The sequence below is a fragment of the Acidobacteriota bacterium genome (assembly GCA_016700075.1).
Classification (GTDB): domain Bacteria; phylum Acidobacteriota; class Blastocatellia; order Pyrinomonadales; family Pyrinomonadaceae; genus OLB17.
Genome location: CP065000.1, coordinates 2,123,688 through 2,137,870, shown reverse-complemented (window position 1 = coordinate 2,137,870; position 14,183 = coordinate 2,123,688). Strand labels below are relative to the sequence as shown.

Sequence of the window (14,183 nt, the reverse complement as noted above, 5' to 3'; positions counted from 1 at the left end):
TTCATTTGCCTGCAAAGGCACGCACTTTTCTAACGACTTCCGGAATTATCTTGAGGGCGGAATCGACCTCTTCTGCGGTGTTGTAGCGGCCGAGCGAAAGGCGAAGTGATCCCATCGCGTAGGAAAACGGCACGTTCATCGCTTCGAGAACCGCAGAACCGCCGCCCTTTGAATGGCACGCCGAACCGGTCGAAACACATATGCCTTCTTTGTCGAGCAGGTTCATCAGCATCTCGCCGTTTGCGTTCTCGAAAGAGATGCTCGACGTATTCGGCAGCCGACGGCCTGCATCGCGTGAGCCGTTCACGCGTGTATTCGGAACAGCTTCGAGTAATCCGTTCTCCAAACTGTCGCGAAGCTCGCAAACCTCTTCCATTCTTGTAAGATCAGACACTAGCCCCGCCGCCGCACCGAGGGCCGCGATCTGATGAACGGCCTCAGTTCCTGCACGCCGTCCGTGTTCCTGTCCAGCACCTGTGATGAACGGCGGCAGAGCGACGCCGCGGCGTATATACATAGCACCGATGCCTTTCGGTGCGTAAAACTTATGTCCCGAAACCGTCATCAGGTCCACGCCCGTTTTTGCCGCATCAAGCGGAACCTTCCCCGCCGCGGAAACTGCGTCAACATGAAACAGTGCTTCCGAACGTTCTTTAACGATCTCAGCTATCTCGGCGATCGGGTGAATGACGCCGGTCTCGTTATTCGCCAGCATTACCGAAACGAGCGCAGTGTTTTCGTTTATCGCGTCCCGCAGTCCGCCGAGGTCGAGCGTGCCGTCCTCAGCGACGCCGATCAACGACAGTTCGCAGCCGCGAGCCGCCATGCGTTTGCAAGTTTTCAGGACAGCGTCGTGTTCGACGCGAGTCGTTATGATGTTCTTCTTTCCGGTGAGTTCTACTGCACCGAATATCGCCCAATTATTGCCCTCGGTGCCGCCGGACGTAAACACAACTTCGTCCGCGTTCTCGGCGCCAAGCAGCTCGGCAAGCGACGCCCGTGCTTCCTCGACGGCGCTTTTCGCTTCGCGGCCCAGGCTGTGAGCCGATGAAGGATTACCATAGCTGCCGTCGAGAAACGGCATCATAGCCTCGACCGCTTCCGGGGCGACATGCGTCGATGCATTGTTGTCAAAATAGATCGTCATTTGCAGCTTCAATGAAAACCGTCAATTTACCATTTCATCGTAACCCATTACAATTACGATTGCCTTGAGAGGAAAACTTCACATTACGGACGCATCGGGCGCATCGTGGACGCACGAACTGCTGCCGGACGCCGGCTGCACTATCGGCCGCATGCGCGGGAACGATGTCGTGCTCAATGACCGCCGCGTCTCGCGCAAGCATGCATTCATCGCACCCGAAGGCACGGCGTTCAAGCTGATCGACGGATTCCTCGAGGGCGGAGCGATCATCCGCAGCGTCAATCACATCTTTGTCAACGGCGAGATGCAGCTCGAACGCATCCTGCAGGACGGCGATTCGATCACCATCGGCCAGAGCACGCTGAAATTTGAGGCGATCGCGGAAAAACCGGTAACGCTGCGTTCCATCGAAACGCTAAAGCCGGCGGCGGAGACCGGACCACTAAATAAGAAGACGGTGAATTTTGAGGACGCACCGCTCGGCCACACGCAGATGCAGATCTCTGTAAATGAGATCCTTGGGGCTACGAATGTCTCTCTTGAATCGGCGCTCGTCACGCCCGGCGAGATAAAAACGCTGCGGCGCAAGGCAAAGGTCCTCGAACTGCTCTACGAAATGAGCAAGACGCTCGGCACCGTTTTTGACATCGAAAAGGTTTTTGAAAAAGCTACTGACCTCATTTTTCGCGGCACGCCTGCCGACCGCGTCGTTGCGTTGCTGATAGATGACACCGCAGACGGCGAGGGACATTCACTGCATCAGGTCGCCGCAAAGATGCGTGACGCTACGTCGTCAGTTCTGACCGCGAAACTCGGCGTCAGCCGAACCATCACCGAAAAGGTGATCAACGCCCGCGTCGCATTGCTCTCGCAGGACGTATCCGCCGACGAATCCCTGCAGGGTGCGGCGTCGATCGTGTCGCAGGGCGTGCGGTCGACCATCTGCGCACCTCTTATCACGCAATCCGGCGTTCACGGCGTCATCTACGCCGATCGGCTCGATCCTTTCGCGGCTTTTACCGAGGAACACCTCGCCCTGATCAGTGCGGTCGCCGCACAGGCCGCCGTAACGGTCGAGACCGTAAAGGCTCATGAGCGGCTCGCCCGCGAGGAGGTCGCCCGGGCAAATTACAGCCGCTTCATGCCCGAATATGTTGTGAAACAGCTCCTCGAAGACCCCGATTCGTTCCGGCTCGGCGGCGTCAATCAGACCATCACGGTTCTGTTTGCGGACATTCGCGGATTTACCTCGCTGTCGGAAACGGAGCAGCCTGAAAAGATCGTCGCACTGCTAAATCGTTATTTTTCAGTTATTTCCGAGATAATTTTTGGCAATGGCGGCACGCTGGACAAATACATCGGCGACGGCATAATGGCGTTGTTCGGTGCGCCGACCGCTTCTCCGAACGACGCACGAAACGCCGTCAAGGCCGCCGTAGAGATGCAGCGAAAGGTCGCCGAACTCAATCCCCAATTAAAGGCCGACGGTTTTGCCGAGATAGCCATCGGCGTCGGGCTGCATACAGGCGTCGCAACTGTCGGCTATATCGGCTCCGAACTTCGTTCCGAATACACCGCGATCGGCGACACTGTTAACCTCTCTGCACGCCTCGAATCCAACACCACAGGCGGCCAGATCCTCATCAGCGATGCAACGGCTGCGGCGGCCGGCGACATCTTTCCACTTGTCAGGCGGGACCCGCTTGCGGTCAAGAACCGGCAGCAGCCCGTCGATGTTTTCGAGGTCGTCTGGAACGCGTGAAACATGTTGTCGCTGGGCCGTGATTAGTCGTATAATTTAGCGAAACCTCCGACGTTGAACAGGCCTCGTATGCTGAAGAATCTAAAGAACTTCGTTACCGACTCGATGGCGATCGACCTCGGCACCGCGAGCACCATTATCGCGGTGAAAGACCGCGGCATCGTTCTCGACGAGCCTTCGCTGGTCGCTGTCAACGAAAATACGGACGAGATAGTCGCATACGGCCGCGAAGCGGCAGATATGGCAGGCCGCGAAGGCCGCGACGTCACGGTCATAGCACCGATGATCGGCGGCGTTGTAGGCGATTTTGACCGCACTAAACGGATGCTCACCCATTTTGTTCGCGAGGCAAAGACCGGGGGAAAGAACGTCGCTCTGCAGGCGGTGATGAGCATCGTTTCGGACGTTACACATGTAGAACAGCGAGCTTTGATGAATGCTGCCGACGACGCCGGCATCGGCAAGATCTTTCTGATGGAAGAGGGCCTCGCGGCTGCGTTCGGTGCGGGAGTGCTTCCGTCGGACAAGCGGGCGGCGGCCGTCGTTGATATCGGTGCCGCGACCACGAATATCGCTTTCGTCGCAAAAGGCAGCATCATTTTTTCAACCTCCGAACGTCACGGCAGCAATGCGATCAATGAAAGCATTGCCACACATCTGCGCCGGCATCGCGGTATTCAGGTCGGTGAAGAGACGACAGAACTGCTGAAAACAAAGTTCGCTTCCGCCTATTTGCCGGACGATATTTCGAAGACCGTTGAGGTGCGCGGCCGCGACGTGCAGACACGAAGTCCCGCCGCGGTCGAGATCACTTCCGGCGAAGTGTATCCCATAGTTGAGGGCATCGTCCGCCGAATCGCCGAGCGCATCAAGGATTCGCTGACCGAACTCCGTCCCGAGGTCGCCGCTGACATATATGACCGCGGCGTGATACTGACCGGCGGCGGAGCATTGCTCGACGGCATCGACAAATATCTCCGTTCATACATCAACCTGCCTGTGACCATTGCGGACGAACCGCGATATGCGACCGTTAACGGCCTCGTGAAGATGTTCGAGGATCACGAACTCCTAGACCGCGTTTCATTGAGCGAACTCCGCGTCCTGCAAAATGCCGAACCGCATTTTGAGGTCTAGGACCTTTAGGCTTCTGCATTCACCGTTCTTTTGTGTCGATGACTTTTCGTCGGCAGCGGCCCCGCTTGCCTGTTCAGCACCTCAGATATGATATTCTGTCGAATCAGATAGAGTTTCCGATGGACCTCACGGGTTACATTCCGGCAATTTCAACGCTGCGCAATGTCGTTGACATCGCACTCGTCTTTATCATTGTCTATGTAGTGCTGAAACTCCTCCGCGGGACGCGTGCGGTTCCGACCGTGGTCGGGATAATGATCCTGGCGATACTCTACTGGATATCGGTCACGCAGGAACTTGCGACGCTGGAGTTCGTTCTACGCTACGCGGTCGGCTTCATCGGCATTGCGATCATCGTTCTGTTCCAATCGGAGATACGCCAGGCACTTATCTATTTCGCGAATCGTTTTCGATTTCCGATACTTCGCCGCCAGCGGGGACAATTCGGCGGCAGCGTCTATGACGAGGTCGTGCTGGCCATCACAACACTGTCTTCGGAAAAGACCGGTGCGTTGATCGTCATCGAACGCAAGGTCGGCCTCCGAAATTTTGTTGATTCCGGCGTACAACTCGACGCACGCATCAGCTACGACCTACTTGTTTCGATCTTTCACCCGGAAACGCCGCTGCATGACGGCGCGGTCGTCATACAAAATGAACGAATAGCCGCCGCATCGGTATTTCTGCCGCTGACCAAAAATCCCGAGATCTCACGCGAGCTCGGCACACGCCACCGAGCGGCTATCGGCATCACTGAAGGCTCCGATGCAATTGCAATAGTGGTCTCGGAAGAAACAGGGCTGATAACGTACGTTGAGTCGGGCGTCGTTCACAGAAGTATCGATGCACCGAAACTGCGCAAATTGCTGCTTGAGGCTCTGGAAATTCCGTTGGTCGAAGCTCAACGCGAATCCGCCGCGATCAAAGAGGCCGAGAATGAAACGAGTTAGGAATTGTGCACCACAGAGTACGCAGAAAGCACAGAGGATAGTGAATTAGTACTCTTGGAACAAGCAGGATCGATCCACTCAATGTTCGTTGATTCATCTCTGTGCTCTCTGTGTCCTCTGTGGTAAAACGTCTTTGATGTCATCAGGGAAGGAAACAAAACTTTTCGCCAAGCACATCCTGCGCAAGGTCTTTCTTGAGGACTGGGCGCTGAAGCTGACCGCGCTCGGCATCACGCTAGCATTGTGGCTCGGCGTTACCGGACTCAGCACTCCGACGACCCGCCGGATCACCGTTCCTCTCTATCTCAATGTCGCCAGTAATGCTCAGGTGGTGAACGAACCGCCGCAAGAGGTCGAGGTCGAGATCACAGGCGACAAACGCAAGGTCGAGCAATTGAACCGCGGCGAACTCGTGGCTTCCGTTGACCTTTCCGATACGGCATCAGGTGAACGCGTCGTCTCGCTCTCACCCCAGAACGTTTATATGGAACTGCCGCAGGGCGTGAAACTGACGGACATCGCTCCGAGCCGCATTGCCGTAACTATCGAAAAAGTAGAGGAACGCGAGGTCGAGGTCCGCGTAGAGACAACGGGAACTCCGGCCGCGGGCTATGAGGTTTACAGCACCACGGCTCTGCCGCCGCGTATCCGCGTCCGCGGGCCTGAAAGCATAGTCCGCATGGTCGAATACGTACGAACCGAAAAGATCAACATCGCGGGCAAGACCGAAGACCATACCGTTCGGCAGGTTCCGGTTGCAGCGTCCGACCCGAAGGCCGCCGTGCTTAACACCTTTGTCGATGTCGTCTACAAAATAGGCGAACGCCGCGTCGATCGGCCCGTCACAGTGCCGATGCCGGGCGTGGCAGGCAAAACGGTCTCGTTCATTCTTTACGGTCCGCGTTCCGTCGTGAACCGCATCGCCGCTGCCGATATTCGTGTCGAAATGTCACTGAACGGCAACGGCGAAGAGGAGCCGACGGTCACGCTGCCGGAAGATGTTCGCAATTCCGTCGAGGTGCGGCGCGTCCGCCCCAATTGACTTTGACCGCAGGGCGAATGAATAATCTCTCTGTTCTGAATTTCTCAAAAAAAGGAAACCGCGTTTTCCGCAGCCGGCCTTAGGCTTGCGGAATGCCGCCGATATCTTATGACACTTCGACGCACGATCTCGCTATTTATTGTAATTGCAGCACTTACGACCGTCGGCTTAGCTCAGGCAAAACGGCAGTTCACGATCGACGACATCTTTAAGATAAAGAACGTCGGCGATCCGCAGCTTTCGCCCGACGGCGAATGGGTCGCTTACGTTCTGTCAAACACTGATACCAAAGCCGACCGTTCGCAGAGCGACATCTGGATGATCCGTTATGACGGCACCGGCGAACGCCGCATTACGTTTACCGAGACCGAAAGCGAGAGCCAGCCGCGTTGGAGCCCCGACGGAAAATATCTGTCCTTCGTATCGGGCCGTCCCGGACCGAACCGCGGCAGCCAGATCTGGCTGCTTGAACTGGGCGGCGGCGAAGCTCGTCAGTTGACCGACATAAAAGGACGCCTGCAAGGCTATGAGTGGTCACCCGATTCCAAACGCATGGCGATGGTCGTCGGCGATCCCGATCCGGACGAACCCGCGGGCGACGCACCTGCCGGCGGCACGCCGCGTGTCCCGAAACCGATCGCCATCGACCGCTATCGTTTCAAACAGGACGGCCAGGGCTATCTGCTCTCCAACCGCAAGAGCTATGTCTATATTTACGATATCGCATCCAAAAAACTCGAACGCCTGACCAAAAGCAAGTGGGACGAAGGCCAGCCAACATGGTCGCCGGACGGTACGCGGATAGCGTTTTTCAGCAATCGCCGAGAAGATCCCGACCGCGACTCGGGTGCGCAGCTTTTTGTCGCTGACGCGAAAGCAGGCTCAACTGAGAAGCAGGTCACGCCGACTGCGAACCGTGCTACGCGGGCGCGGCCTGAATGGAGCCCAGACGGAAAATGGCTCGCCTACATCGAAAATGACGGCATCGAGATCGACGCATATCAGACGCCGCACCTCGCGATGGTCGCTGCTGACGGCAGCGCCGCTCCGTATCGGCTGAAGGCAGCTCAGGACATCGACCGCGGAGTTTCTCAGGTTCGCTTCAGCGGCGACGGCAAGCACATACACTTTTTCGTGACCGATGACCGATCCGTTTATCCTGCACGTGCGGCACTCGCCGGCGGGCCGGTCGAAAAGTTGATACAGCCGCCGTTCGTCGGCAGTTCGTGGAGTTGGTCGAAAGGCCGAATCGTGATGCTTGTCGGAAAGCTCGACCGCCCGAATGAGATCTACGCATTTGAGAACGGCAGAGTGAGGCAACTCACACGGCAGAACGAAGAACTGTTCTCGCAATTCGAAATGCCGCTGACGGAAGGCGTCGAATTCAAAGGCGAGGACGGAACGACCATCGGCGCCGTCATCACATATCCCGTCGGCTATCAGCGCGGGACAAAAGTTCCGCTGCTTCTCCGCATTCACGGCGGCCCGAACGCTCAGGATCAGTTCAGCTACAGCACCGAGCGTCACTTTTTCGCCGCGAACGGCTACGCCGTTTACGCCGTAAATTACCGCGGCAGCTCGGGCCGCGGCAAGGCGTTCTCGCGAAAGATCGCGGCCGATTGGGGTAATTGGGAGGTCCGCGACCTGCTCGCCGGAATGGATCACATCGTGAAGGCCGGCGTCGCCGATCCTGAACGCCTCGGCCTTGGCGGCTGGAGTTACGGCGGCATTTTGACCAATTACCTGATCGCATCGGACAACCGTTTCAAAGCGGGCGTCAGCGGTGCGGGCACGGCGTTCACAGTGTCGTTCTACGGAACGGACCATTACATCACGCAATACGACAACGAGATCGGCCCGCCCTGGGACCCGAAGGCATGGGAAACATATCAGAAGCTCTCGTACCCGTTCCTAAAGGCCAACCGGATAACGACACCGACGCTCTACATGGGCGGCGAACGTGATTTCAACGTGCCGATCGAAGGCAGTCAGCAGATGTATCAAGCACTCAGAAGCCTCGGCATCGACACGCAGTTGATCATATATCCCAACGAGAACCACGGCATTCAGCGGCCCAGTTATCAGCGCGACCGCTGGGAACGCAACCTCGGCTGGTACGACAAATACGTGCTTGGCAAACCAGCAACCCCGCCGGCGATGATCGCCCGCTGGCAGGGAACGTGGAAAGGAGAGCTGAAAGACCTTCCCGCAAAACCCAACGCACCTAAGGTCGAAGTAACGATGGAGATCGGCCCGATGCCGTCGGCGGACAATTCCTGCACCGCGTGGAAAACGACGTACCTTGAAGACGGCAAAACCACTGTGAAGGACTACAAACTCTGCCGCGGCACCGGCGCGGAAGACCTCTACATCGACGAAGGCGACGGAACACGCCTGACCGGCCGCATCATCGGCGAAACGTTCGTCGTTCCGTTCCGCACCGCCGGTCGCCTCTTCGTCAGCTCTATGCGTATGCGCGGCGAGGTTCTGGAACAGGAGATCCTTACGGTCGATGACAAACCTGCAGCAGACGGCGTTCAGCCGCTGACGCCGCGGGGAACACAGCGTGTCGAACTCCGCCGCGTGCCCTGATCACGCGTGTTCCAGCAAGAAAGCACGAATGTCGTCACGCATCGCGTCGGTGATCTCGTGCTTTGCGGTGTATTGTTTTGAGGTGTAATTCGGGAGCAGCGTGCGGAGCTTTGCATCATGGCCCGCGAACTGCTCCTGCGTGTAAAATTCGTCAACGTCGCCATATAGATACAGCGTCTCGGCATCGAATGGCCGATACATTTCGTTCGTATCAATATCGCCGGGAATGCCGCCGCATACGCCTATCACGCCGCGGAGAATTTCCGGATTAGTGAACGCGAAACGGAAATTCAGAGCGCACGCCTGCGAAAATCCGTAAATGAAAACACGCCCGCGGTCGATCAGGCCTTCGCTGTCGAGCGCTTCGATCACGTCGAGCACGAATTTGTGATGCAGCCTGATGTGCTGCTCGGGTTTCTGGTCTGAAAGCCATCCATAGCCAATGCGATAGCCTTCGGCCGTCTGCCTGTAATGCGGATGAGGAGCCTCGATCGACGCTATCAAGAAACGCTCGCCCGCAACGGCACGAGCTTCGCGCATCATATAGCGTTTGTGCGCACCGTAACCGTGAACGGCGATCAGCAGCGGCAGTGGGCCGTCCGAGCCGTCCGGAATGTGAACGTCGTAGTAAAGCTCGATCTCTGCTTTTACTGTAAGGTCCGTTCGTGTCATCGCTTCGTCTTTAGCTGCTTCACCCACTTATTCGGATCAACGCGTCCGTGAGGCACTAGAAACTTGTAAAAGTTATATTTTTCTTTCTCAAATCGCGAGAGTTTTGCCGGATAAACGTGATACGGGATCATGCGAGCGAGCCGGCGATAGAATTTGATCTTCTGTTTTGTGAATTCCGCGGTGTCGCCGTCCGCATGAAACTGAGCCCAACCGATCGAGCCGGAAAACCCAAAAGCTCCGAAATGCGGCGAAAGTAGTATGTTCTCCGCGAAAACGCGAATGCCCCCATCGTACCTGTGCAATACGTCGTGAAATGCGACTATCGCCCCGTCGGCCAAGTGCGGCATAAACCCTTCGATGTCGGCTCGGACGCCTGCATACAAATGATCGCCGTCGATCCAGAGCAGGCGGAGCTTGCGGTCCCACGTCGGTGCAAGCTCCTGCGAGAACATCTGATGCAAGGTAATTGCGTCTTCGACGCCGGTCTTTCGGACATTTTCTCGAAAATCCGCCAACGTGCTCAAGGCGCCTTTCAGATCTGGATCCGTAATCGACGGAGCCGTCATCGGATCTACGGAATGAACCATCGCACCGTCACTCAACCGAGCGGCCCGCGCAAGAATGACCGTCGATTTGCCCTTAAATGCACCTACTTCAAGGATCTCGCCTTCAGTGGTCGGAATAGCTCCGACGATGGCGAGAAAGCGCTTTTCATTTGGATGTAGATATCCCTCGACCGTATCGGCGACAAGGCATATCTCATCAACCGCATCGTCGATGCCGGGCGGGATCGTATAGAGGCTTGAGTTCATACGGTCAGCGGGCTAGCTTCATGTCATGATATGTTTCATTGGAATCTAGCCCGAACTGGAATACACTATTCTAAACCATTAACACAAATGTAAAGACGGTCGTAGAACCATATTACGGGTTCGTTCGTATATAAGACTTATACATTTATTGGGGAAATTATTTTGTTGAAAATGAGATACCGCTACCTTTACACACTTTCGCTCGTTTTTGCCCTGATGATGTCGGCGATGCCACTTGCCGCACTCGGACAGACCGGAACCGCGACAGCGGCAGCAAATCCATATGCCGCACGGCTTGCGTCAATCGAAGAACGCGCCGAAAAACGCCGTGCTGAGCTCGGAATTCCCGGAATGTCGCTGGTGATCGTCAAGGACGACGAGGTCATTTACGCAAAAGGACTCGGCTACAAGGATCTCGAAGGCAAGGTGCCCGTCACGGCCGACACGCAGCTACCGATAGCGTCGGCGACCAAAGCGTTCACGGGCCTGTCGGTTTTGATGACTGCGGAGGACGGCAAATTTTCGCTCAACGATTCTCCAAAAAAGGTACTCCCGTATTTCAAAATGGCTGACCCCGACACGGACAAGAACATCACCATACGCGATCTGCTGACGCATTCTTCGGGGCTGACGCGCACAGACCTGGCGATGATCACCGGCCGTCTGACGCGGCAGGAACTGATCCGCGTTGTTGGCGAGGCAAAGCCCGACGCCAAGCTCGGCGAAAAGTTCGGCTATCAGAACATAATGTTCGCCGCCGCGGGTGAGGCCGTCGCAGAAGCGCAAAAGATGCCGTGGGAGCGTTTCGTGCCCGAGCGGATCTTCAAGCCGCTCGGCATGACGAACAGCAGCATGACCGCAGCCGATATGCAGAAAGCGAAGGACTACGCGTTCGGCTACAACTACAACACCGACACCAAAGAACACATACGCGTGCCGTTTCGCGAGATCACCGACACGGCGCCCGCGGGCTCTATTAATTCATCGGCGAACGACATGGCGAAATGGCTGCGTTTTGCGATGAACCGCGGCAAGGTTGGCGACAAACAGCTCATTTCCGATGCGAGCTTTGCAGAATGGATCAAGCCGCATATGAAGGTAACGCCAACGGGCTCAGTAGGTTACGGGCTCGGTTGGTTCGTCCAAACGTGGAACGGCATGACCGTCGTCCAGCACGGCGGCAACATCGACGGCTTTACGTCGCTCGTCGGTTTCATGCCGGAAAAGAAGCTCGGTTTCGCTCTGCTGATGAACGTCGGAAACGCGCCGCTCGGCAACGAGCTGATGGACGTCATCTGGGACCGCATGCTCCGCGATCCGGCGGCGATGCCGTCGGTTACGGCCGACGAGATGCAGAAGCTCGCGGGCAAATACAACCTGACGCCGACGGTCGAGATCGATGTCAGCATAAAAGAAGGCAAGCTCGTGATGACGCTGCCCGGCCAGCCGCCTTACGCGCTGGAGCCGACAGGTCCGCGTAAATTCAAACCCGCGGGGCTGCCCGACGGTTTCGCGGCGAACTTCTCGCCCGCCGAAGGCCAGGCCGCCGAGCTCGAACTCGTTCAGCCCGGACGTACGAGCAAGGCACCGCGTGCCGGCGCAGAGCCCGCAAAAACAACGGCCGAATCAGGCGCGAATCCCGCGAAAGAACTCGTCGGCAAATACGACGCTCCCGGAGCCGCCGGCCTGATCGAGGTCAAGGACGACGCCGGCAAGGTCACGTTCAACATCCCCGGCCAGCAGCCCTACGAACTCCGCGAACGCAAAAAGGACGAATTCGCGATGCAGCCGCTGCCCGACACGTATTTTCTGACCGTCAAACGCGATGACAAAGGCGCCGTGGCGGCCGTCGCGGTGAATCAGCCCGAAGGCGTGTTCGAATTCAAACGCTCGGCGGCCGCCGGCACTGTTGACTACGGCATAACGGTTGACGAGCTGATGAAAAAGGCCATCGACGCTATGGGTGGCGAAGCGAACATCCGCCGCATCACGTCGCGTGTGATTGAAATGGACGTGAACCTGGAAAATCAGGGCGTCCGTGCAAAAACGACCTCATGGGCAAAGGCGCCGAACCGCACCGCCACCGAGACGAAATTCACCGCCATCGGCAAAGACATCGGCCAAATGTGGAGCTATTTTGACGGCAAGAACGGCGAGGAGATATACACATTTGCCCCCAACGAGAAACTGACCGGCAAACGGCTGGCCGACACGGCACGCGGTGCCGATCTATATGCGGCGCTCGAGCTTGAAAAGTATTTCTCAAAGATCGAGATCACCGGCAAGGGCAAGGTCGGCGACGAAGAGACGTGGATCGTCAGCTTTACGCCACGCGACGGCACGCCGTATCGCGAGCACTATTCGACCAAGACGTTCCGCCCCGTCCGCCGCGAAGGCGTCATCGTCTCGGGCACCAGTTCGATCCAGTTGCCCTACACGTCCGATTTCGCCGATTACCGCGAGGTTGACGGCGTCTGGCTGCCGTTCCGCACCACGACCGAAACGCCGTCGATGGGCCGCAACGTCGCCGTAACGACGTCCGTCCGTCACAACGCCGCGATCGACGACAAGCTCTTCGCCCCGCGGAAATTGGACTAATGGAACGCGGGCATCCCTGCCCGCATCTTCAGACCGCACGCCGGGAACGCGGGCATCTTGCCCGCATCTTCAGACCGCCTGCCGGGAACGCGGGAATCCCTGCCCGCATCTTCAGACCGCACGCCGGGAACGCGGGAATCCCTGCCCGCATCTTCAGACCGCACGCCGGGAACGCGGGCATCCCTGCCCGCATTTCATTGCCGGACCGCAGGCTGCCAGCCTGCATCTCATTTGCCCCGCTTCCATTGGGAATTGCCCCGCTCTTCAGAGCGGGGTCTTGTTTGCCCACAAATGATGGGCTTCAGCCCAAACCGGTCATTGGGCTAAAGCCCGATTTCTTTTATGCCCATCTGCCCCCGCTCTAAAGAGCGGGGCAATTCCAAACACACAAACCCCGCCGCTACGCATTGTATGTTGATCGCCTGCATACAATGCGTATAGTGTGATCTCACGCGTGCGGTCGGAACGCGGGCACACTGCCCGATCGTTTTTCCTGACAACGGACCACCGGCCACCGACAACTGCCACATATGGCCGACAAAGCCCTACTCAAAGCCTTCGGCAAAAAGCTATTTAGACAGATATTTCTTATTCATCAATTGATACTCAGAGATAATCTTCGGTTTACCCTTAAATGAGTCGCAACGACAGAGGTTCATAAATGCGGAGATCATCATAAACTCTATCTCAACCCGAAAAGGCTCAAGGAGGGGCGGAAGGATATCGTATCGAAAGTGCGTCCAAGTCGGGATTTCTGGTCTTTTGGCGGAGAGCCTTGATTTCAACGAACTAGCCTCTCCAACATAGATTTGTTGACTAGGTTCATCGAGCAGAAAGTAAAGAACATTTTTTGCGTCAAAATGATTCTTTAGCTCTGATCTAGGATACCACTTGCTGTTAATTATTCGCTTCTCATGCTTGCTTTCAAACTCTAATTCAATACGGCTTAGAATAGTAGAATCCACTATCTTCTTGAACAGATGAGAGAAATGTGGTCTTTGCCGATAATGGCAAGTAAAAAATATCTCATTCTTTATGTCGTCATATTCGACATCGAGGAATTCCCAAAAAGGTATGAGATCTTCAATATTCTCTCGCCTTTCATCATTGGCGTAGTCACCAAGCTTGAACTCGAGATCGCGCATAAAGGACATTGCGAATGTATCCTTCAACTTTTCAGCTAGATCGGCACCATATGAAATGCGAAATAAATTGGATCTGGTCTTGTGTCCCGTGATATTACCTGCGAACTTTTCACCTTCAAAAAAGATTGGGACGATACTTTTTTCGTCTCTCTTAGACCGGATCCCCGCAAACCGTCTTTTAAGCTTCCAAAAGCCAACAAACGAGTTTGGAACAGTTATCATTCGCTCGTTAAAAATGGAACCATCTACTTTCTTTCTCCATATAGGAAAACGAATATCGTCCCGTTCCAGTTTGAATACTCTGTTGCGTCTCGCATCTGGCATAA

Annotated in this window: 11 protein-coding genes; 6 read left to right on the top strand and 5 right to left on the bottom strand. The window is 56.2% G+C overall.

Features of this window, described 5'->3' with window-relative positions; all coding sequences use genetic code 11:
- Position 1: 1 nt before the first annotated feature.
- Positions 2-1,147, bottom strand: coding sequence for an aminotransferase class V-fold PLP-dependent enzyme (locus tag IPM50_09630; GenBank protein QQS31939.1), 1,146 nt, complete (start codon positions 1,145-1,147; stop codon positions 2-4).
- A gap of 64 nt (positions 1,148-1,211) precedes the next feature.
- On the opposite strand from IPM50_09630, the gene IPM50_09625 reads away from it, so the two are divergent.
- The 5 genes from IPM50_09625 (at position 1,212) to IPM50_09605 (ending at position 8,630) form a co-directional block, all read left to right on the top strand.
- Entirely contained in the window at positions 1,212-2,909 is a 1,698-nt protein-coding gene (locus IPM50_09625) for an FHA domain-containing protein (GenBank protein QQS31938.1), read from the top strand.
- Between the two features lie 69 nt (positions 2,910-2,978).
- Positions 2,979-4,046 (top strand): rod shape-determining protein, encoded by a 1,068-nt coding sequence (locus tag IPM50_09620; GenBank protein ID QQS31937.1) that lies wholly within the window; start codon positions 2,979-2,981, stop codon positions 4,044-4,046.
- Between the two features lie 119 nt (positions 4,047-4,165).
- A complete protein-coding gene (locus IPM50_09615) occupies positions 4,166-4,996 on the top strand; it encodes a TIGR00159 family protein (GenBank protein QQS31936.1) in 831 nt (276 codons plus the stop codon).
- A 136-nt stretch (positions 4,997-5,132) separates the two neighbouring features.
- Positions 5,133-6,038 carry a hypothetical protein gene (locus IPM50_09610; GenBank protein QQS31935.1) on the top strand — a complete coding sequence of 302 codons (906 nt, stop codon included), beginning with the start codon at positions 5,133-5,135 and terminating at the stop codon, positions 6,036-6,038.
- A 108-nt stretch (positions 6,039-6,146) separates the two neighbouring features.
- Positions 6,147-8,630, top strand: a complete 2,484-nt coding sequence (locus tag IPM50_09605) for an alpha/beta fold hydrolase (GenBank protein ID QQS31934.1) — start codon at positions 6,147-6,149, stop codon at positions 8,628-8,630.
- Here IPM50_09605 and IPM50_09600 read toward each other — a convergent pair whose 3' ends face one another.
- Together IPM50_09600 and IPM50_09595 are read right to left on the bottom strand one after the other, a co-directional pair.
- Positions 8,631-9,329 carry a hypothetical protein gene (locus tag IPM50_09600; GenBank protein ID QQS31933.1) on the bottom strand — a complete coding sequence of 233 codons (699 nt, stop codon included), beginning with the start codon at positions 9,327-9,329 and terminating at the stop codon, positions 8,631-8,633.
- Positions 9,299-10,114, bottom strand: a complete 816-nt coding sequence (locus IPM50_09595) for a class I SAM-dependent methyltransferase (GenBank protein ID QQS31932.1) — start codon at positions 10,112-10,114, stop codon at positions 9,299-9,301. The genes IPM50_09600 and IPM50_09595 overlap by 31 nt, the downstream gene beginning before the upstream one ends.
- Before the next feature lie 171 nt (positions 10,115-10,285).
- Between IPM50_09595 and IPM50_09590 the strand changes: the two genes are divergently transcribed.
- On the top strand, positions 10,286-12,712 hold the full coding sequence (locus IPM50_09590; protein QQS31931.1) for a serine hydrolase: 2,427 nt from the start codon (positions 10,286-10,288) through the stop codon (positions 12,710-12,712).
- Between the two features lie 28 nt (positions 12,713-12,740).
- Here the strand turns inward: IPM50_09590 and IPM50_09585 are convergent, their stop codons facing one another.
- Positions 12,741-13,001 carry a hypothetical protein gene (locus tag IPM50_09585; protein QQS31930.1) on the bottom strand — a complete coding sequence of 87 codons (261 nt, stop codon included), beginning with the start codon at positions 12,999-13,001 and terminating at the stop codon, positions 12,741-12,743.
- A gap of 280 nt (positions 13,002-13,281) precedes the next feature.
- On the bottom strand, positions 13,282-14,181 hold the full coding sequence (locus IPM50_09580) for a GIY-YIG nuclease family protein (protein QQS31929.1): 900 nt from the start codon (positions 14,179-14,181) through the stop codon (positions 13,282-13,284).
- Positions 14,182-14,183 lie beyond the last annotated feature (2 nt).

What these genes read in the sequence shown, in the direction of transcription:
- IPM50_09615 (QQS31936.1), top strand. Translation starts at nt 4,166, where the DNA reads ATGGACCTCACGGGTTACATTCCGGCAATTTCAACGCTGCGCAATGTC.
- IPM50_09630 (QQS31939.1), bottom strand. Translation starts at nt 1,147, where the DNA reads ATGACGATCTATTTTGACAACAATGCATCGACGCATGTCGCCCCGGAA.
- IPM50_09620 (QQS31937.1), top strand. Translation starts at nt 2,979, where the DNA reads ATGCTGAAGAATCTAAAGAACTTCGTTACCGACTCGATGGCGATCGAC.
- IPM50_09590 (QQS31931.1), top strand. Translation starts at nt 10,286, where the DNA reads ATGAGATACCGCTACCTTTACACACTTTCGCTCGTTTTTGCCCTGATG.
- IPM50_09595 (QQS31932.1), bottom strand. Translation starts at nt 10,114, where the DNA reads ATGAACTCAAGCCTCTATACGATCCCGCCCGGCATCGACGATGCGGTT.
- IPM50_09610 (QQS31935.1), top strand. Translation starts at nt 5,133, where the DNA reads ATGTCATCAGGGAAGGAAACAAAACTTTTCGCCAAGCACATCCTGCGC.
- IPM50_09605 (QQS31934.1), top strand. Translation starts at nt 6,147, where the DNA reads ATGACACTTCGACGCACGATCTCGCTATTTATTGTAATTGCAGCACTT.
- IPM50_09580 (QQS31929.1), bottom strand. Translation starts at nt 14,181, where the DNA reads ATGCCAGATGCGAGACGCAACAGAGTATTCAAACTGGAACGGGACGAT.